This is a genomic window from Paracoccus sp. S1E-3, from assembly GCF_013868135.1.
Taxonomy (GTDB): Bacteria; Pseudomonadota; Alphaproteobacteria; order Rhodobacterales; family Rhodobacteraceae; genus Paracoccus.
In genome coordinates this window covers 23,927-42,567 of record NZ_JACEMU010000016.1, presented here as the reverse complement: position 1 = coordinate 42,567, position 18,641 = coordinate 23,927, and the positions used below count along the sequence as shown (strand labels likewise).

The 18,641-nt window shown below is 66.0% G+C and carries 20 protein-coding genes; 12 read left to right on the top strand and 8 right to left on the bottom strand.

Annotation, left to right across the window (positions count from 1 at the left end):
* Positions 1 to 33: 33 nt before the first annotated feature.
* On the top strand, positions 34 to 738 hold the full coding sequence (locus H1S04_RS14670; protein WP_181746284.1) for a tRNA (guanosine(46)-N(7))-methyltransferase TrmB: 705 nt from the start codon (positions 34 to 36) through the stop codon (positions 736 to 738).
* 226 nt (positions 739 to 964) lie between these two features.
* On the opposite strand, the gene mazG is transcribed toward H1S04_RS14670, so the two are convergent.
* A complete protein-coding gene (gene mazG, locus H1S04_RS14665; protein WP_181746283.1) occupies positions 965 to 1,801 on the bottom strand; it encodes a nucleoside triphosphate pyrophosphohydrolase in 837 nt (278 codons plus the stop codon).
* A 180-nt stretch (positions 1,802 to 1,981) separates the two neighbouring features.
* On the opposite strand from mazG, the gene yajC reads away from it, so the two are divergent.
* The 9 genes from yajC (at position 1,982) to H1S04_RS14620 (ending at position 8,269) form a co-directional block, all read left to right on the top strand.
* The gene (yajC, locus tag H1S04_RS14660) at positions 1,982 to 2,314 is read left to right on the top strand and encodes a preprotein translocase subunit YajC (RefSeq protein ID WP_181746282.1); all 333 of its coding nucleotides are present in this window, start codon (positions 1,982 to 1,984) and stop codon (positions 2,312 to 2,314) included.
* A gap of 12 nt (positions 2,315 to 2,326) precedes the next feature.
* Positions 2,327 to 3,991 (top strand): protein translocase subunit SecD, encoded by a 1,665-nt coding sequence (gene secD, locus H1S04_RS14655; protein WP_181746281.1) that lies wholly within the window; start codon positions 2,327 to 2,329, stop codon positions 3,989 to 3,991.
* A gap of 10 nt (positions 3,992 to 4,001) precedes the next feature.
* The gene (gene secF / locus H1S04_RS14650) at positions 4,002 to 4,976 is read left to right on the top strand and encodes a protein translocase subunit SecF (RefSeq protein ID WP_181746280.1); all 975 of its coding nucleotides are present in this window, start codon (positions 4,002 to 4,004) and stop codon (positions 4,974 to 4,976) included.
* Positions 4,976 to 5,332 (top strand): Mth938-like domain-containing protein, encoded by a 357-nt coding sequence (locus H1S04_RS14645; RefSeq protein WP_181746279.1) that lies wholly within the window; start codon positions 4,976 to 4,978, stop codon positions 5,330 to 5,332. Before secF ends, H1S04_RS14645 begins: the two co-directional genes overlap by 1 nt.
* Positions 5,329 to 5,961, top strand: coding sequence for a heme ABC exporter ATP-binding protein CcmA (ccmA, locus tag H1S04_RS14640; protein ID WP_181746278.1), 633 nt, complete (start codon positions 5,329 to 5,331; stop codon positions 5,959 to 5,961). Before H1S04_RS14645 ends, ccmA begins: the two co-directional genes overlap by 4 nt.
* A 214-nt stretch (positions 5,962 to 6,175) precedes the next feature.
* Positions 6,176 to 6,832 (top strand): heme exporter protein CcmB, encoded by a 657-nt coding sequence (gene ccmB, locus H1S04_RS14635; RefSeq protein ID WP_181746277.1) that lies wholly within the window; start codon positions 6,176 to 6,178, stop codon positions 6,830 to 6,832.
* 39 nt (positions 6,833 to 6,871) lie between these two features.
* Positions 6,872 to 7,597 (top strand): heme ABC transporter permease, encoded by a 726-nt coding sequence (locus tag H1S04_RS14630; RefSeq protein ID WP_181746276.1) that lies wholly within the window; start codon positions 6,872 to 6,874, stop codon positions 7,595 to 7,597.
* On the top strand, positions 7,594 to 7,746 hold the full coding sequence (gene ccmD / locus H1S04_RS14625; RefSeq protein WP_181746275.1) for a heme exporter protein CcmD: 153 nt from the start codon (positions 7,594 to 7,596) through the stop codon (positions 7,744 to 7,746). The genes H1S04_RS14630 and ccmD overlap by 4 nt, the downstream gene beginning before the upstream one ends.
* Positions 7,747 to 7,753: 7 nt before the next feature.
* Positions 7,754 to 8,269, top strand: coding sequence for a DsbE family thiol:disulfide interchange protein (locus H1S04_RS14620; protein ID WP_181746709.1), 516 nt, complete (start codon positions 7,754 to 7,756; stop codon positions 8,267 to 8,269).
* A gap of 10 nt (positions 8,270 to 8,279) precedes the next feature.
* Here H1S04_RS14620 and H1S04_RS14615 read toward each other — a convergent pair whose 3' ends face one another.
* Together H1S04_RS14615 and H1S04_RS14610 are read right to left on the bottom strand one after the other, a co-directional pair.
* Positions 8,280 to 8,630: a cupin domain-containing protein gene (locus tag H1S04_RS14615; RefSeq protein ID WP_220185255.1), complete on the bottom strand. Its 351-nt coding sequence runs from the start codon at positions 8,628 to 8,630 to the stop codon at positions 8,280 to 8,282.
* A gap of 343 nt (positions 8,631 to 8,973) precedes the next feature.
* Positions 8,974 to 11,370 (bottom strand): ATP-dependent helicase, encoded by a 2,397-nt coding sequence (locus H1S04_RS14610; protein WP_181746274.1) that lies wholly within the window; start codon positions 11,368 to 11,370, stop codon positions 8,974 to 8,976.
* Positions 11,371 to 11,583: 213 nt separating this feature from the next.
* Here H1S04_RS14610 and H1S04_RS14605 point away from each other — a divergent pair, with 213 nt between their 5' ends.
* Entirely contained in the window at positions 11,584 to 12,519 is a 936-nt protein-coding gene (locus H1S04_RS14605) for a hypothetical protein (protein WP_181746273.1), read from the top strand.
* 18 nt (positions 12,520 to 12,537) lie between these two features.
* Here the strand turns inward: H1S04_RS14605 and folE2 are convergent, their stop codons facing one another.
* The gene (gene folE2 / locus H1S04_RS14600) at positions 12,538 to 13,587 is read right to left on the bottom strand and encodes a GTP cyclohydrolase FolE2 (RefSeq protein ID WP_181746707.1); all 1,050 of its coding nucleotides are present in this window, start codon (positions 13,585 to 13,587) and stop codon (positions 12,538 to 12,540) included.
* A gap of 25 nt (positions 13,588 to 13,612) precedes the next feature.
* Positions 13,613 to 14,788 (bottom strand): O-succinylhomoserine sulfhydrylase, encoded by a 1,176-nt coding sequence (gene metZ, locus H1S04_RS14595; RefSeq protein ID WP_181746272.1) that lies wholly within the window; start codon positions 14,786 to 14,788, stop codon positions 13,613 to 13,615.
* An 81-nt stretch (positions 14,789 to 14,869) separates the two neighbouring features.
* On the opposite strand from metZ, the gene H1S04_RS14590 reads away from it, so the two are divergent.
* Positions 14,870 to 15,850 (top strand): hypothetical protein, encoded by a 981-nt coding sequence (locus H1S04_RS14590; RefSeq protein ID WP_181746271.1) that lies wholly within the window; start codon positions 14,870 to 14,872, stop codon positions 15,848 to 15,850.
* On the opposite strand, the gene H1S04_RS14585 is transcribed toward H1S04_RS14590, so the two are convergent.
* The 3 genes from H1S04_RS14585 to H1S04_RS14575 all read right to left on the bottom strand — a co-directional run bounded on the left by H1S04_RS14585 (position 15,841) and on the right by H1S04_RS14575 (position 18,569).
* On the bottom strand, positions 15,841 to 16,467 hold the full coding sequence (locus tag H1S04_RS14585; RefSeq protein ID WP_181746270.1) for an inner membrane-spanning protein YciB: 627 nt from the start codon (positions 16,465 to 16,467) through the stop codon (positions 15,841 to 15,843). The genes H1S04_RS14590 and H1S04_RS14585 overlap by 10 nt on opposite strands.
* A gap of 17 nt (positions 16,468 to 16,484) precedes the next feature.
* A complete protein-coding gene (locus H1S04_RS14580; protein ID WP_181746269.1) occupies positions 16,485 to 17,387 on the bottom strand; it encodes a DMT family transporter in 903 nt (300 codons plus the stop codon).
* Positions 17,388 to 17,456: 69 nt separating this feature from the next.
* Positions 17,457 to 18,569 carry a thioredoxin family protein gene (locus tag H1S04_RS14575; protein ID WP_181746268.1) on the bottom strand — a complete coding sequence of 371 codons (1,113 nt, stop codon included), beginning with the start codon at positions 18,567 to 18,569 and terminating at the stop codon, positions 17,457 to 17,459.
* Between the last annotated feature and the right edge of the window lie 72 nt (positions 18,570 to 18,641).

Sequence of the window (18,641 nt, the reverse complement as noted above, 5' to 3'; positions counted from 1 at the left end):
CCAGAGCCCCCTCTCCGGGGCAGAGGAGCCGCCATGTCAGACAAGCCATTCGACCCGAACCCGACGCATCGCAACTTCTATGGCCGGCGGCACGGCAAAACCCTGCGGCGCAGCCAGAAGGGCTATCTGGCGGATGATCTCGGCGCCCTGCGCCCGCAGGGCATCACGCTGTCCGACAACCCCGATCGCAATCCCGTCGATCCAGCCGCCTTTTTCGACGGTCAGCCACCGGTCTGGCTGGAAATCGGCTTTGGCGGGGGCGAGCATATGGTCCATATGGCCGCCACCTATCCCGGAATTGGCATCGTCGGCTGCGAACCTTTCATCAACGGCGTGGCCATGCTGGTCGGCAAGATCAAGGCGGCCGGGGTCAGCAATGTCAGCGTCCATCCCGGCGATGCGCGCGATCTGATGGATGTGCTGCCCGAAGGCTCCATCGCGAAAGCCTTCCTGAACTACCCCGATCCCTGGCCGAAGACGCGCCATCACCGTCGCCGCTTCGTGACCCCGGAGCACCTGATCCCGCTGCACCGCGTGATGGCGCCCGGCGCCGAATTCCGGGTGGCGACCGACATCCCGTCCTATGTGCGCCAGACCCTGTCCGAGGTGCCGAAGGCGGGTTTCGAGCTGGTCAGCCTGCGGGCAGGGGCCTGGCCGGACTGGCCCTCGACCCGATACGAACAAAAGGCCCTGCGCGAAGGGCGCACGCCCACCTATATCTCCTTTCGCCGGGTCTGAGGCCGACCAGAGAAGGCAGACCGGGGCGCTGCCCCGGACCCCGGGATATTTCTGCCAGAATGAAATCTGCCAGAATGAAAACGGCCGCGCCCTGCCGGGCGGCCCCATGCGGGCGGTCCGGCAGGGCGCTTTCACTCTGGGCGGTCATCGGCGTCCCCGCCTGTACCGCCCGGTCTGCGTAACGCTTTAACCTTTCATTCTGGTTAAAATATCCCCGCCGGAGGCATTATTTCCGTTCCTCAGCCTTGGCCGCGTCCCAGAGCGCATCCATTTCCGCCAGCGACGACTCCTCGGGGCGGCGCCCCTGAGCGTGCAGGGCAGCCTCGATCGACTGGAAACGCCGGGTGAATTTGGCGTTGGCGCCGCGCAGGGCTTCCTCGGGGTCGATGTCCAGATGGCGGGCGAGATTGGCCATCACGAACAGCAGATCGCCGAATTCTTCCGTCAGATGGGCGCGGTCGGCGCTGTCGCGGGCTTCGACCAGTTCGGCGGATTCCTCGCGGATCTTGTCGAGCACCTGCTCGGGACCGGGCCAGTCGAAGCCCACGCGGGCGGCGCGGTTCTGCAGTTTCAGCGCGCGCGTTAGTGCGGGCAGCCCGAGGGCCACGCCGTCCAGCACGCCCTTTTCGGCTTTGGCGGCGCGTTCCACCGCCTTGATCGCCTCCCAGTCCTTGATCTGCTGGGCGGCGGATTTGTCCCGCGATTCGTCGCCGAAAACATGCGGATGCCGCGCGATCAGCTTGTCCGAGATCTTCGCCGCGACATCGGCGAAATCGAACATGCCCTTTTCCGTCGCCATCTGGGCGTGAAAGACCACCTGCAGCAGCAGATCGCCCAATTCGCCCGGAAATTCGTCCCAGGCCTCGCGGGCGATGGCGTCAGCGACCTCATGCGCTTCTTCGATCGTGTAGGGCGAGATCGAGGCGAAATCCTGCTCGATATCCCAGGGGCAGCCCGTCTGCGGGTCGCGCAGAGCGGCCATGATGTCGATCAGCCGGGCGATCTCGGCCTGGGCGCGGTGGGTCGCTTCGGAATGGGGCAGGGCGGCGGGCGTGGCGGTCATGTTTTGCTCCTTCGCGTGAGGCAGGGGTGCCATAAACGGCCCCCGGAGTCCATGTTTCGCCCCCACCCCACGCAGAGTTCAGTCCTGTCTTTGCGCGGCTTCCTTGCTATCTGCGCGCCTCAAGATTAGGTTGCGCCGCAACTCCGGGGTGGGACGCCCCGTTTCGCGAAAGGACCGCCGATGTTTGTCACCCCCGCCTATGCCCAAACCGCCGGAGGCGCCGGTGGCGCTGGCGCCATCGCCCAGTTCATTCCGCTGATCCTGATCTTCGTGATCATGTATTTCCTGATCCTGCGCCCGCAGCAGAAGCGCATGAAGGATCACCGCAACATGGTGGCCGAACTGAAGCGTGGCGATCACGTGGTTACCCAGGGCGGGCTGATCGGCAAGGTCACCGATGTCAAGGATGACGAACTGACCGTCGAGATCGCGCAGGGCGTGAAGGTCCGCGTCGTTCGCGCGACCATCGCGCAGGTTGTGACCCAGACCACCCCCGCCGCCGCCAACAGCTAAGGCCCTCCCGCCATGATGCATATCCCGCTCTGGAAGCGCGTCCTGATTCTGGGCGTGGTGGCAATCGGTCTGCTTTGGGCCGCGCCGAACCTGTTCTATTCGCGTGTCGAGGCGCATAACGACGCCCTGGCCGCATCCGAAAAGGCCGGGTTTGTCACCCCCGAACAGCAGGCCGCGATCGACGGCTGGCCGAATTGGATGCCGAGCGGGCTGGTCAATCTGGGGCTCGACCTGCGGGGCGGGGCGCATCTGCTGGCCGAGGTCCATACCGGAGACGTCTACAAGGCACGGATGGATTCTCTGTGGCCGGAACTGCGCCGGGCGCTTGCCGATCAGCGCGATCTGGTGGGGGCGGTCCGCCGCGTTCCGGGCCCCGAGGGTGAACTGCATATCGAAATCGAGAATGCCGACCAGATGGCCAAGGCGGTGGAAATCGCGCGCGGCCTCGCGACACCGGTGGTGACGCTGACCGGGGCGGGCCAGATGGATCTGGATATCACTGCTTCGGGGAATATTCTGCGGGTGAAGCTGTCGGATGCCGAAAAGGCGGCCGCCAATGACCGCACCATCCAGCAATCGCTGGAAATCGTGCGCCGCCGCGTGGACGAAGTGGGCACCCGCGAGCCGACCATCCAGCGTCAGGGTGCGGACCGCATCCTGATCCAGGTGCCGGGCATCGGTTCCGCGGCCGAGCTGAAGGAACTGATCGGCACGACCGCCAAGCTGACCTTCAATCCGGTCGTCGGGCGCACCACCGATGCCAATGCCCGTCCGGGCGTCGGCAATGTGCTGCTGCCCTCGCAGGACGAGCCGGGCGTTTACTATATGATCGAAAACACCCCCGTGGTGACCGGCGAGGAGCTGACCAACGCGCAGCCGGCCTTTGACCAGAACAGCCAACCGGCGGTGAATTTCACCTTCAACCCCTCGGGGGCACGCAAGTTCGGGGCCTATACGGCTGCCAATATCGGCCAGCCTTTTGCCATCATCCTGGATAACGAGGTGATCTCCGCCCCGGTCATCCGCGATGCGATCACCACCGGCTCGGGCCAGATTTCGGGATCGATGGATGTCGCCGGTTCCACCCAGCTGGCGGTGCTGCTGCGCGCGGGCGCGTTGCCGGCGAAGCTGACCTTCCTCGAAGAACGTACCATCGGGCCGGAACTGGGGCAGGACAGCATCGATGCGGGCAAGCTGGGGTCGATCATCGCCATTATTGGCGTGGTCGCCTATATCGTCGCCAGTTATGGGCTGTTCGGGGTCTTTGCCTCGGTCGCGGTGATTGTGAACGTGATTATGCTGCTGGCTGTCATGTCGGCCATCGGGGCCACGCTGACGCTGCCGGGGATTGCCGGGATCGTGCTGACGGTCGGCACTGCGGTCGATGCCAACGTCATCATCTACGAGCGCATCCGCGAAGAATTGCGCAAAGGCAAGCGCGTCGCCGCATCCATCGACACCGGCTTCCAGGAGGCGATGTCGGCGATCATCGATGCCAACGTCACCACCTTCATTGCGGGTCTGGTGATGTTCTTCATCGGGTCTGGCCCGGTGAAAGGGTTTGCGGTGACGCTGACCATCGGTCTGGTCACATCGGTGTTCACCGCGATCTATCTGACGCGCCTGATCATCGTGATGTGGTATGAATGGCGCAAGCCGAAGCAGCTGGTTCTGTAAGGGGGCTATCATGGCATTCCGTCTGAAACTCGTCCCCGACGACACCAAGATCAATTTCTTCCGCTGGCAGTTCCTGACCTTCGGCATCTCGGCCGTCGCCATGGTCGCCTCGGTCGTGCTGCTGCTGACCATGGGGCTGAATTACGGCATCGACTTCAAGGGCGGCACCACCATCCGCACCGAAAGCACCACCGCCTTCGAGGTGGGCGAATATCGCAACGCATTGCAGGCGCTGGGGCTGGAAGATGTTTCCATCACCGAGGTGTTCGACCCGAGCTTCGGCGAAAGCAAGCACGTGGCGCAGGTCCGCATCGGCGCCGGCGACAGCACCGCGGCGATGAGCCCCGAACAGATCGCCACGGTCGAGGCGGCGCTGAAGGAGGTGGACCCGAATGTCACCTTCGCGGCGGTTGAATCGGTAGGGCCGAAGGTCTCGTCCGAGCTGATCAAGACCGCCGTCTATGCGGTCGTCGCCGCCTCGGCGGGGATCCTGCTGTATATCTGGCTGCGCTTCGAATGGCAGTTCGCCGTGGGCGGCGTGGTGGCGATCGTCCATGACGTGTTGCTGACGATGGGCATCTTCTCGCTGTTCCAGCTGAAGTTCGACCTGTCGACCATCGCGGCGCTGCTGACGATCCTCGGCTATTCGATCAACGATACGGTGGTCGTTTTTGACCGGCTTCGGGAAAATCTGATCAAGTTCAAGTCGATGCCCCTGATCGACGTGATGAACCTGACGGTGAACGAGACGCTGTCGCGCACCATCATGACCGCCGTGACCACGGCCATTGCGCTGACGGCGCTGCTGATATTCGGCGGCGACGTCATCCGGGGCTTTGTCTTCGCGATGCTGATGGGGGTCTTCGTCGGTTGCTACTCGACGATCTATGTCGCCAAGAACATCGTGCTGTGGCTGGGGGTGAAGCGGGACTGGTCGAAACCCGACCCCGAAAAGCTGCCGGAAAAGTTCACGGAAGCACCCTGATGAAACTGACCGAGGCCGAATATCCGATCGGTGCTGTCCCGGTGGATGGCTATGGCCCCGGTTTCTTCCGCGTCGGTGGCAATGTGCATGAAGGCGCGGTGATCGTGTCCCCGGTCGGTGTGTCCGGCTGGGGCGGCATTGCCGATCGTGCGGGCCTGCTGGCGCTGGCGGGGCAGGTCGATCTGCTGTTTCTGGGCATGGGCGCGGACATTGCCGTGCCCCCCGCCGATCTGATCGCCGAACTGGACGGCTTGGGGGTTATGACCGAGCCGATGTCCTCGCCTTCCGCGGCGCGCAGTTACAATGTCCTGCTGGCCGAGGGGCGGCGCGTCGCCTGCGCGCTGATCCCGGTATGAGCCTGCTGTCCGTCCACGATCTTGCCGTGGCGCGCGGCGGGATGCGGGCGGTCGAAGGCGTCACCTTCACCTTGGGGGCCGGGCAGGCGCTGATCCTGCGCGGCCCGAACGGCATCGGCAAGACCACGCTTCTGCGCACCGTGGCGGGGTTGCAACCCGCCGTCGCCGGCCGGATCGAGGCCGCGCCCGACGCTATCGCCTATGCCGCCCATGCCGATGGACTGAAAACCGCCCTGACGGTGACCGAAAACCTGCGCTTCTGGGCGCAGGTCTTCGGTCGGGCCGAGATTGCTGCGGCGGTCGAGGCGATGAACCTGCGCGATCTGACCGGGCGTCCCGCAGGCACCCTGTCCGCCGGGCAGAAGCGCCGCCTCGGGCTGGCGCGGCTGCTGGTCTCCGGCCGTCCGGTCTGGGTGCTGGACGAACCCACCGTCTCGCTGGACGCGGATTCGGTGGCGCTGTTTGCCGGTGCCGTGCGCGCGCATCTGGGGCAGGGCGGTGCGGCGCTGATGGCGACGCATATCGACCTGGGCCTGCCCGAGGCCGAGGTGCTCGACCTGATGGCCCATCGCGCGTCGTCCACCGGCAGGGTGGTAAAGCCCGCCGGGTTTAACGAGGCCTTTGCATGATCGCCACCTGCCGCCCTGCACCTCATCACGTCTTCTTCGCCGGGTGGGAGGGGGTTGGCGCCGAGCCTGCCGGGACAGCCAGCGGGCCGCCCCCGTCACAGATATGCGCGCTGCCTGCGTCCCGAGCGCGGCCCACGATTGCCCAACGCTGCCGCTGGGGGACGGCCTTTGCCGCACGCGGCCGGATGTCCGGTCTATGCCGGGGCATCCCGCAATGATCGCCCTTCTGCTGCGCGACCTGAAGCTGGCGACCCGTGCCGGCGGCGGCTTTGGCCTCGGCCTCGCTTTCTTCCTGATCGTCTGCACGCTGGTTCCCTTCGGCGTCGGTCCCCAGGCCGAGATGCTGTCGCGCATCGCCCCCGGCATTCTCTGGGTCGGGGCGTTGCTGGCCTGCCTGCTGTCGCTGGACCGGATATTCGCGCTGGATTTCGAGGACGGCTCGCTGGATCTGCTGGCGACCGCGCCCATGCCGCTGGAGGGTGCCGTTGCCGTCAAGGCCGCCGCCCATTGGATCACCACGGGGCTGCCATTGGTCCTCGCCGCGCCTTTGTTCGGGATGCTGCTGCATCTGCCGGCGCGCGCGGTGCCCTATCTGCTGATTTCGCTGCTGATCGGGACGCCGGCGCTGTCGATGCTGGGCGCATTCGGCGCGGCCATTACCGTCGGTCTGCGCCGGGGTGGCCTGCTGCTGTCCCTGCTGGTGCTGCCGCTTTACGTCCCCACCCTGCTGTTCGGGGCCGAGGCGGTGAGACGCGGCGCAGCAGGCATGGACGCAACTACGCCTTTGGTCTTTCAGGCCGCCATCACGCTGCTGACCTGCGCGCTGATCCCCTTCGCGGCGGCTGCGGCAATACGTATCAACCTGCGCTAGGGACTTCACCCAGCCCCCGCCAACCGCTAGGAACCCCCCATGTCGATCTGGGAATACGCGAATCCCGTCAAATTCATGCGCATATCGGGCGCGGCCCTGCCATGGGTGGTGGCGGGGGCGGCCATCTGCACCCTCGCGGGGCTGATCTGGGGCTTTCTGACGCCGCCGGATTACAAGCAGGGCGCCTCGGTCAAGATCATGTTCCTGCACGTGCCCGCCGCCATGATGGCCATCAATTGCTGGCTGATGATGCTGGTCGCCTCGCTGATCTGGATCATCCGCCGCCACCATGTCAGCGCGCTCGCCGCCAAGGCGGCCGCCCCCATCGGCGCGGCCATGACGCTGATCGCGCTGGTGACCGGCGCCGCATGGGGCCAGCCAACCTGGGGGACGTGGTGGGAATGGGACCCGCGGCTGACCTCGTTCCTGATCCTGTTCCTGTTCTATCTGGGTTATATCGCCCTGTGGGAGGCGGTCGAGAACCCCGACAGCGCCGCCGATCTGACCGGCGTGCTGTGCCTCGTCGGATCGGTTTTCGCGATCCTGTCGCGCTACGCCGTCAATTTCTGGAATCAGGGCCTGCATCAGGGGGCCTCGCTCTCCGTCGCCTCGGGCGAGCGGATGAGCGCGGTCTACCGCTATCCGCTTTACCTGTGCATGGTTGGGTTATTCCTGCTGTTCCTGTCGCTGCTGCTGATCCGCACCCGGACCGAGATCCGCATCCGCCGCACCGCCGCCCTGCAAGCCCGCGAGGGCCGCCCATGATCGAACTCGGCAAATATACCCAATCCGTCCTGATCGCTTACGGCGTCAGCCTGACCCTGCTGGTCGGGCTGATCTGGCAAAGCGTCGCCCGAAATGCCCGCGCGCGCCGCGCGCTGGAACAACAGGAAGGAAAACGCGATGCGCGTTAAGCCGCTGATGCTGATCCCGCCGCTGGTTTTTCTGGCGCTGGCGCTGACCTTCCTGTGGGGGATGGGGCGCGACGACCCGAGCGGGCTGCCCTCGACCTTCGTCGGGCGCGACGCGCCGGCCGTGCCGCAGAGCACACTACCCGGCAACACCCAGCTTACCGATGCGATGCTGCGCCAGCCCGGCGTGAAGCTGGTGAATTTCTGGGCCAGCTGGTGCCCACCCTGCCGGGCCGAGCATCCGACCCTGACCGAGCTGTCCAAACGGCTGCCGGTCTACGGCATCGACCTGAAGGATAACGAGGCTGACGCGCTGCGCTTTCTGGCGCAGGACGGCAACCCCTTCGCCGCCATCTCGACCGACCCGCGCGGACGCACGGCGATCGACTGGGGGGTGACGGCCCCGCCGGAAACCTTCATCATCGACGGTGAGGGCAAGATCCTCTACCGCCATGCCGGACCGCTGGTGCGCGAGGATTACACCAACCGCTTCCTGCCGCAGCTGGAAAAGGCGCTGGCGGAGTAGGGGCGCCGGCCTATTCCAGGTTGGTCTGGATCCATTCCGGGCTGTGATGGATATCAATGGTGCGCAGCCGTCCGGGTCCCAGATTGGTGAATTTATGCGGGACCTCGGCGGGCGCGGTCAGGATGTCGCCCGCCTGCGCCTCGATCACGGTCTCGCCGATCTGATAGCGGGCGCGGCCCTCCGCCACGATGAAGGTCTCGGCATAGGGGTGGATGTGCAGGACCGGGCCTTTGCCGATCTCGTCGGTCTCATAGAAGACCAGCGAATGATCGCTGCCCATCCGGTCGCCCGCCAGACTGCCGCGCCAGATACCGGGGTTGCGCTGCCAGTCCTCGGGCGTGAACTTGCGGGTTTCGACCATGGGTTCCTCTTGCTTGCATCTGCCCCTTGCACCGCACGACCATTCCGCATCCCGGACCGTCTGGCAACCGTTATTGGATGATGCAGAGCTTGCAGTTATCACAGGTGCAGATGTCGCCGCACCCGCCGAGCATGACCGCAGAGGCGATGAGCAGCAGGATCGTCAGGGGATGCATGGCAGCACTCTCCAAGGTGAAACACGCTTTCTTCACAGAGAGTTATAGACGCCGGCGGCGCCCGCGTCGCGCGAAATTCCGGCCAACGGGGCGCGACCTCGGGTGTCGTTCATGGCCTCGGTCGGCGGCGATGCGGGGCGCTGCGCGGAGGGGTGCGGCGCGTTGCTGTCAGAACGGCACATCATCCCCGGCGCCGACCGGCTGGACATAGCCCGCCTTCACATTCTTGAACCCGGCCTCGAACTGGATGGTCAGAGTATCCTCGGCCATGCCCATCACCGTGCCCTCGCCGAATTTGGGATGCGTGACCTTGTCGCCGACGCTGAACCCCACGGCTTCGGCGTCGATCACCACCGCGGCCGGCGCACGCGGCTTCTGGCGCTGATCGCCATAGGCCTGCATCCGCTTCCATCCGGGCGAGTTGTAGACATCGGCACTGGCCGCGCGGGCCTGCATCCCGGCCCCGAAATCGGTCCCCGCCATCACCGCCGCGCCGCCATAGCCCGCACCATACAGTCCGGGCGCGGTCAGAACATCGATATGATCCTCGGGCAGTTCATCGATGAAGCGCGAGGGCAAAGAGCTTTGCCATTGCCCATACATGCGCCGGTTGCCGGCAAAGCTGATCGTCGCCAGCTTTTCGGCGCGGGTGATGCCGACATAGGCGAGGCGACGCTCCTCCTCCAGGCCCTTCATGCCGGTTTCGTCCATGCTGCGCTGGCTGGGGAACAGGCCGTCCTCCCATCCCGGCAGGAAGACGATCGGATATTCCAGCCCCTTGGCGGCGTGCAGCGTCATGATGCTGACGGCGTCCTGCGCTTCGTCATTATCGCGGTCCATCACCAGCGCCACATGTTCCAGAAAGCCCTGAAGGTTGTCGAACTCCTCCAGCGCCTTGACCAGTTCCTTGAGGTTTTCCAGCCGGCCGGGCGCTTCGGGCGTCTTGTCGTTCTGCCACATCGCGGTATAGCCGGATTCGTCAAGGATGCGCTCGGCCAGCTCGACATGGTTCACCGTCGAATCAAGCGCATCGGCATGGAAGCGGCCCATGGCATTGACGAATTCGCGCAGATTCGCCGCGCCCTTGCCGCCAAGCAGCCCGTTCGCCACCGCCGATTGCGCCCCGATCAGCAGCGGTTCGGCCAGTTGCCGGGCCTCGGTCTGGATGGTCTGCATCGCCTTGTCGCCAAGGCCGCGCTTGGGTGTGTTCACGACACGCTCAAAAGCCAGATCATCGGCGGGGCTGACGGCCAGCCGGAAATAGGCCATGGCGTCGCGGATTTCCTGCCGCTCGTAGAAGCGCGGGCCGCCGATGACGCGGTAGGGCAGGCCGATGGTCAGGAAGCGGTCCTCGAAGGCGCGCATCTGATGGCTGGCGCGCACCAGAATCGCCACATCGTTCAGTGCGTGCTGGCCGACGCTGCGGCGGGTGCCGGAATGGAAATCCTCGATCTCCTCGCCGATCCAGCGGGCTTCGGCCTCGCTGTCCCAATGGCCGATCAGGCGGACCTGCAGGCCCTCGGGCCTGTCGGTCCACAACGTCTTGCCCAGCCGCCCCTTGTTGGCCGCGATCAGCCCCGAGGCCGCCGCAAGGATATGCGGGGTCGAGCGGTAGTTCTGCTCCAGCCGGATGACCTGTGCGCCGGGGAAATCGGTCTCGAATCGCAGGATGTTGCCGACCTCGGCGCCGCGCCAGCCATAGATGGACTGGTCGTCATCGCCCACGCAGCAGATATTGCGATGCCCCTGCGCAAGCAGCCGCAGCCACAGATACTGGGCGACGTTGGTGTCCTGATATTCGTCGACAAGGATATAGCGGAAGCGGTCCTGCCATTGCCGCAGAAGATCCGGGTGGGCTTGAAACAGCATCACGCAATGCAGCAGCAGATCGCCGAAGTCGACCGCGTTCAGTGCCAGCAGGCGTTCCTGATAGGCGCGGTAAAGCTGCACGCCCTTGCCGTCAAAACCAGCCCCTTCGGCCCGGCTGACCTTGTCGGGGGTCAGCGCGCGGTTCTTCCAGCTGTCGATCAGCCCGGCCAGCTGCCGCGCCGGCCACCGCTTTTCGTCGATATTCGCGGCCGAGATCAGCTGCTTCAGCAGCCGGATCTGGTCGTCCGTGTCCAGAATGGTGAAATTGGTCTTCAGATGCAGGTCGCCCGATCCGATCAGTTCGGCATGGCGGCGCAGGATCTTGACCGAGACGCTGTGAAAGGTGCCCAGCCACGGCATGCCTTCGATCGCATCGCCCAGCAGGCGGCCAATCCGGTCGCGCATTTCGCGGGCGGCCTTGTTGGTGAAGGTCACCGCCAGAATCTGACCCGGCCGTGCCCGCCCGGTGGCGATGAGATGCGCGATCCGGGTGGTCAGCACGCGCGTCTTTCCGGTCCCGGCCCCGGCCAGCACCAGAACCGGGCCATCCAGCGCCTCGACCGCGCGGCGTTGCGCAGGGTTCAGCCCCTCCAGATAGGGCGGCGGCCCCGCCGGCACCCCCATGGCGCGCTGCGACAGGCTGAGCCGCCGTTCGGCGGCTTCGAAGGGATCGTCGGGCTCGTGCTGTGTCGTCATGGCGTAAGTATAGTGATCGGCAGCCGGAACGGGAAGGGTTGTTCTTGTAACGTTCCTCCGTCCGGATGGCATTGGCGTTTCGTCTCCTCGCGCGCCTGCTTTCTGAAACCTGATATATGTCCTGCGACGCCACGACTGAGCACCAGTCTTGACCATGCAACCGATTTGGCGCAGAAATTTGCCGGTCAATTCATTGGGTTAGGTAGGGTCATCATGCGACAATTCCACATTGCGGCACTGGCCGCTGTTTCGGCGGTCTCGATGGGGGGCTCGGGGGCCCTGGCGCAACAGGCCGGTGCCTGCGGCCAGCCGGCGGCACTGAACGGGGGTGCGCTGGTGCTGGACCAGCCGCCGGCCGAGATCGTCGGCGCCTTCACCCAGATCACCCGGAACGAGCCGCGCTATGTCGAACTGACGGTGAACGCGCCGATGGCGCTGACCATCTCGACCGTCGCCGAGGGTGTGGACACGACTCTGATCCTGTTTGACCGGCAGGGCCGGGTTGTGGCCTCGAATGACGATCAGCGCGGAAGCAACGCGGCGCGGATCATCACCCGGCTGGAGCCGGGGACCTATTGCGCGCAGGTCGATATTCTGGGGATGCTGGATGCGGCGCCGACCGTGGTGCCGATCTCGGTCGAGGGCGCGCCGCCGGCCGATGCCTGCATTCGCAACGCCGGGCCGGCGGTCGCCCTCGGGCAGGGCAGTCAGGAAATCATCGCCACCGGCACGCTGACGGGACGCGTCGACCATGCCTTCACCCTCCCCGCCGGGACCGGGGCGAAGATCATGGCGCGCAGCCCGATCTTCGATACCTATCTGGCGCTGGAGGATGAAAACGGCATCGACCTCGCCAGCGACGATGACAGCGGGGGCGACACCAACAGCCTGCTGGAGGTGACGGCCGCGGCCGAGGAGCGGACGTATTGCGTGCGCTTGACCGGTTTGAACAACCAGGGCGGCATCTATGCCCTGTCGATCGCGCCGCAGGCGGAAGACGACGGGGCAGCGCCGATGCAAGAGGATGCTTCCGCCGCGGAAGCCGAAGCGGACCCAGCGGCCACCGCCGCTGAAGCTGCTGCCGCCGCCGAAGCGGCCGCTGCCGAAGCCGCCGCGTCTGCCGCTGAGGCCGTCGAGGACAGCCAGTAACCCGGCTTGGGCCAGCCTTCAGCCCCGGTGCTGAAGGCTGGCGAAGGTGGTGGGATCCAGACTGTCCTGCGCGAAGGTGGGCCCGCTGACCAGCATGCTGACGGCGTCATGGCTGTGCAGCGATTCCTGATGGCTGGCGATGACGCGGAAATCGCCGATGCGTGGGTCGGCGATCAACTGCTCGGCGAAGCTGCGCACGGCATCCTCGACAAAGATCGGGTTGGCGGCGTTCAACTCGGCGAAGGCCTGTTCGTCCTCGCGCTTGACCATGACCTGCGTTTCGGTGGGGACGGCGCGGCGGCACAGCGCGATCACGTCCTCGAACCACAGTTTGTCATGCCCCTTCATCTCGACCGAGATGCGCGCCACGGATCGCTGCGAATGCGGCGTTGCCAGCCGGCCCCGGCTTTCGCGGGCATGTTCGCTGAGTTCCAGCGAGCAGGGGCAGGTCGAGGAATAGACGTAATCGACATGCATGATCCTGCGGCGGGTGCCCTGATGCTCGATCAGCTCCAGCGCGATGTCGTAATATTGCCAGCCGGACAGGCCCGAGCGCAGCGATTCGACCCGCATCGGATAAGAGATCCGCATCTGGATCCGGGCGTCCATGCTGCCCAGATCGTCCTTGTAGTCATCGAGCGCCGCCTGCAGCACGTCGAGGCTGAAGGCCTTGTCGGCATGGGCATAGAAGCTGCGCATGATGCGCGACATGTTGATGCCCTTGCGGTCCGCCTCTAGACTGACGGTGCCGGTGACGCTGGTTTCCAGCGTCAGTTCCCCACCGTCCTTGGTCTGATAACGGATCGGCAGGCGGAAATTCGAGATGCCGACATGCTGGATCAGCACATTGGCGCCGACGATCAGGCTGGCGGGACCGTTCTGCAGATCGGGCAGGCTGGCCTTGTATTGCGGATCCACGCGGAAATCCGCGTCATAGTCGCGGGCGAGCGCGGGATAGATCGTCGGCGGGCGCGGCGTGTTCACGGGCGGCTCCTGGCTGGTCGCGCCTTTGATATAAGCGGGATGAACGGAATCCAAAGTGTTTTCGGCAAGGATCGCGAAGATGATGCGATTCCCTGCCGCCCTGACATGCTTATTGCAGTGCCTGACGCAGATCCGCGATCAGATCGTCGGGATGTTCCAGGCCCACCGACAGTCGCACCAGACCCGGCGTGATGCCAAGGCGCAGCCGGTCGTCCTCGGTCAGGCGCTGATGGGTGGTGGTGGTCGGGTGGGTGACGATCGACTTGGCATCGCCAAGGTTGTTGGAAATCAGGATCAGATCCAGCCGGTTCAGCGCCGCGAAGGCCGCGTCCCTGCCGCCCGCGATCTCCAGCGCGATCATGGTTCCCCCCGATCCCATCTGCGCCATCGCCAGGTCATGCTGGGGATGGTCGGGCAGGCCGGGATAGATCAGCCGCGACAGTTTCGGATGCCCGCTCAGCGCATCCGCGATGGTTGCGGCGCTGTCGGCCATGGCGCGGACGCGCAGGTCCATCGTCGTCAGCCCGTTCAGCATCAGCCAGGAATTGAACGGGCTGATGGCGCCGCCGGAATGTTTCAGATAGGGTTCGGCTACCTCGCGCACGAATTGGCGGGTGCCGCAGATGACGCCGCCAAGGCCGCGGCCGGCGCCATCGATATGCTTGGTGGTCGAATAGATGACCACATCGGCGCCCTGATCCACCGCGCGAGAGAAGACCGGCGTGGCGAAGACATTGTCGACGATTACCAGCGCGCCGGCGGCATGGGCGATTTCGGCCACCGCGGCGATGTCGATCACCTCCAGCGTCGGGTTCGAGACCGATTCGAAGAAGACCGCCCGCGTGCCCGGCCGGATGGCGGCGCGCCACTGGTCCAGATCGGTGCCGTCGACCAGCGTGACCTCGACGCCGAAGCGTTTCAGCACGTCGAAGATATAGAGGTTCGATCCGAACAGCGCCCGCGCGGCGACGATATGGCTGCCCGACTGGCAGATCGCCATCAGCGCGCCATTGACGGCCGCCATGCCGGAACTGGTGGCGAAGGCGTCCTCTGTCCCCTCCAGCGCGGCGATCCGGTCTTCGAACATGCGGTTGGTGGGGTTGCCGTAACGGGCATAGATGAACTCGTCGTCGCCGACCTTCTGGAACCGCGCCTCGGCCTGTTCGGCGCTGTCATAGACGAAGCCCTGGGTCATGAACATCGCCTCGGCCATCTCGCCATATTGGCTGCGACGGGTGCCGGCGTGCACGGCAAGGCTGCGTTTGTGCAGATTGCGTTGGTTCATGATTTGCCTCGTTGGTTGCGGCTCCGCGATACGCGCGCGCCCCGCGCTTGGCAAGCTTTGCGGGGAAAAACGCCGGCTGTCATGGCATTGTCGTGCTGCTTTCATCGCCATGTCGCGCAACTGCGGCATCAGGGCGCGACCGAAGCCAACGCGGGGCCGGCCATGGCCGTGCTGCATCTCAATTCCGACTGGCGGAACGTGAGCGGGATCATCGCCGCCGCCCGCGCCTTGCCGCCGGGCGTGCCGCTGATCGTGATGATCCACGGCTACCGCTTCTGCCCCTTCAGCCCGACGCATGACCCGCATCGCCATATCCTCGCGCTGGACCCGACGCTGCCGGGGCCTCGGCTGCGGTCATGGCCTGCGGCGTTGGGGATGCGGGGCGAGGATGGTGCGCTGGGCATCGCCTTCGGTTGGCCCGCACGTGGCGGGCTGGGGCGGGTCTATCACCGGGCCGGGGTGATCGGCCGGGATCTCGGTCAATGGATCGGCGCGCTGGCCGAGGCGGCGGGGCGTCCGGTGCAGGTGATCGGGCATTCGCTCGGTGGCCGGGTGGCGTTGCAGGCGATGGCCGGCGCGCCCGCGGGCAGCGTCGGGCGCATCATCCTGCTGGCCGCCGCCGAATTGCGTCCCGCGGCCGAGGCGGCGATGGACAGCCCCGCCGGGCGAGGGGCCGAGGTCATCAACGTCACCTCGCGCGAGAATGACCTGTTCGATTTCGCCATGGAGCTGGTCGTCAGCCGTGGTCGCCACGCGGCACTGGGCTTCGGCCTGTCACAGCCGCGCCCGAACTGGCTGGACCTTCAGATCGATGCGCCCGAACCGCGCGCGGCGCTGGCGGGGCTTGGCTTTGACATCGGCGCGGAGACCGCCCGCGCCTGCCACTGGTCGCCCTATCTGCGGGCGGGACTGTTCGACTTCTACCGTGTCGCGCTGGGTCAGCCCTGGGCGTTGCCGTTGCGGCTGCTGCGCGCCCACCTGCCGGAGCGCCAGGCGCCCCGCTGGTCGCGGCTGTTGCAACTGCCGGGGCGGCCAGCCGCCCCGCACGGCGCTCAGGGCTGAGGGTCGGCGTCGTCATCCTTGTTGATGCCATAGCGTGTGAACAGGCTGGCATTGGCAATCAGGAAGACGAACATGATGACCGGCAGGCCGAAGGTCTTGAAGTTCACCCATGCGGTGTCGGACATGTTGCGCCAGATCACCTCATTGGCGACGGCGAGGCCGACGAACAGGGCGATCATCCGCTGGGTCAGCTTGACCCAGCCCTCGTGCCGCATGGGCAGGGCCTCGCCCATCACCAGTTCCAGCCAGTTGCGGTTCAGGATCAGGCCGAGGGACAGCAGCGCGGCAAAGAGCCCGTAGATCAGCGTGACCTTGATCTTGAAGAACCGCTCGTCATTCATCCAGACGGTCAGGCCGCCGAAGACCACCACCAGAAACAGCGTCAGCACCTGCATCACCGACAGCTTGCCGCTGAGCCGCCACAGCACCAGCGTCGACAGCGCCAGCACCGGCACGAAGATCATGGTGGCGACGATGAAGCCCCCGTATTCGGTCCCCCCCAGCGTGACGGGGCGGTCCTTCAGCAGCTTGAAGGCCGCAAAGAAGACGAGCAAGGGGCCGAATTCCAGCATCGCCTTGATGCCGGGCGAGACGGGTTTGCGATTGTCGGGTTCCATATCCTCATCCTCTCCGTTCAGCCTGCGCCGAATTCCATGATGACCGCGCCGGCGGCGATCAGCGCCATCAGCGCCGCCCGCGCAGGCCCGACCTTTTCGCCCAGGACGAGCCAGCCGACAAGAGCCGCGAAGACGGTCGAGGTCTCGCGCAGGACGGCGGCGCGGCCGACCTCGTCGATGCGGGTGGCCATCATGATGGACCCGAAACTGGCGAAGGCCACAAAGGCACCGATCACCCCGCGGATCGCCAGCCCGCGCCATTCGGCGCGCGGCAGCGCCACAAGCCGGCGGCGGGCGAAAAGCGGCATGAACAGCCCGTCGAGCAGGAAGAACCATGCCAGAAAGGTCAGCGGACTGGCCGCCTGCCGGATGCCCCAGGCGTCGTAGGTGGTATAGGCGGCAACGAAAATGCCGGTGATCACGGCCCAGATCAGCGCCGGGATCAAGGTCTCGCGCCCGACATCCAGCTTGCGGTAGTTATACGCGGCGAGGCCCAGGATCCCCGCCACCAGCGTCGCCACCCCCAGCCATTGGATGAGATTATAGCGCTCGTGGAAGACGATGCTGGCCATGATGACGGTGACCAGCGGGCCGGTGCCGCGCACCACCGGATAGACGACGGTATAGGCCCCGCGCTGATAGGTCATCGCCTGCGACAGCTTGTAGCCGATATGAATCACCACCATGCCAGCGAAGATCGGCCACAGCGCCGGTTCGGGCCAGGGGGCGATGAACAGCACCACTGGCAGGGCAATGGCGACGATGGCGATGTCGATGGCGGCGCGGCTGACCCAGGGGTCGTGACGCCCTTTTTGAAGCGCCCCGAAAATGGCGTGCAACAGCGCCGCCGACAGCGCTAGCATCGAGGCGATGCGGGCGCCTTCGGGTGTGCCGGCGATCTGGTTGATCCATTCGGTCATGGCGACGTCATGGACCGGCGGCCAGCCAAGGTCCAGAGGCCAGGGGTAGCGCCGGGGAAGAAGGGGGTATCAGTCCAGACGGATGGCGGCGAAAATCTCGCCCGGCCGGTTGCCCTTCATCTGCTGGACGATCAGCGCGTGCCGGGTGTCTGGGGGCAGGTTCGCGCTGCGTCCGGCGCCCAGTGTGACGGTCAGCCGCAGCGGGGCGCGGCCGTCCCATCTCGCCAGCACCTCGCTGGCCGCGACGACATTGCGCAGGGTCAGCTTGCGGCCGCGATTCTCGCCCTCGCGTACCTCGACGGTGCGTTCGGGCAGGTAGCGGATCAGCTGCACCGCAATGGAGGGCGGCAGGGGGTCCTGCGGAATCAGCTCGATCTCGCGGCGGGCGCCGGATTCGCGCCGGAGGATGCTGACGTGGTCGCCCTCGGCCCGTTCGAAATCGATGGCCGCGGCCACATCGGCCGGCCGCGGCAGGTCGATCGGGGTTTCGCCGCCCACGACCATCTGCGGCGTGAACAGCGATCGCGCGCCCCAGTTCCGGTTATAGCCTTTCTGGCGCAGGCTGAATTCGGGGCGGGCGAAATCGTCGGCCCAGCCGAGGTAATCCCAGTAATCGACATGCCAGCTGAGCGCGAGCACGTTGGGGCGGCCAGCGAGATCGGCCAGCAGGTCATCGGCAGTCGGGCAGGCGGCGCAGCCCTGCGCGGTGAACAGCTCCACCACCACGGGCGAGCGTGCGTGCGGGCCCTGACGGCTGCGCGCGGTCGGGGCGGTGGCGGCGCCGGACGCCTCGCGCTTGCCGTTCAGTTGATCGAGGTCGGGGGCGTCGGGGGATGTTTTGCCGACGAAACCGGCAGCAGGGGCGGCGGCCTCATCGTCGCTCATGGCATCGATGACCGCGTCCACATCATCCATCATGTCATCGTAATCCGCCGGCGCCGGATCGTCGGGGGCGGATTGCGCCAGTGCGCGCCCTTTGCCCATGGCAGCGTCGAGGCCGTTCATCACCCGGTGCAAGCTGCCGCGCGGGTCACGGCCACCGCCACGCTTGGCGCCGGGGGCATCGCCACGCATCCCGGCCACGGCCCCGCGCGGGGTGTCGGGCGCCGTCTCGGCCAGGGCCGGCATGGCCAGCAGCGCCAACGCCAGCAGTGCGAAGGGGATCTGCCGTACGTGGTGCATGATTGCCTTTCCTGCTCAGGCGCCGGGATAGGACATCGTTCGGTAAATCCCAAATCAACGCTATGTGACGTG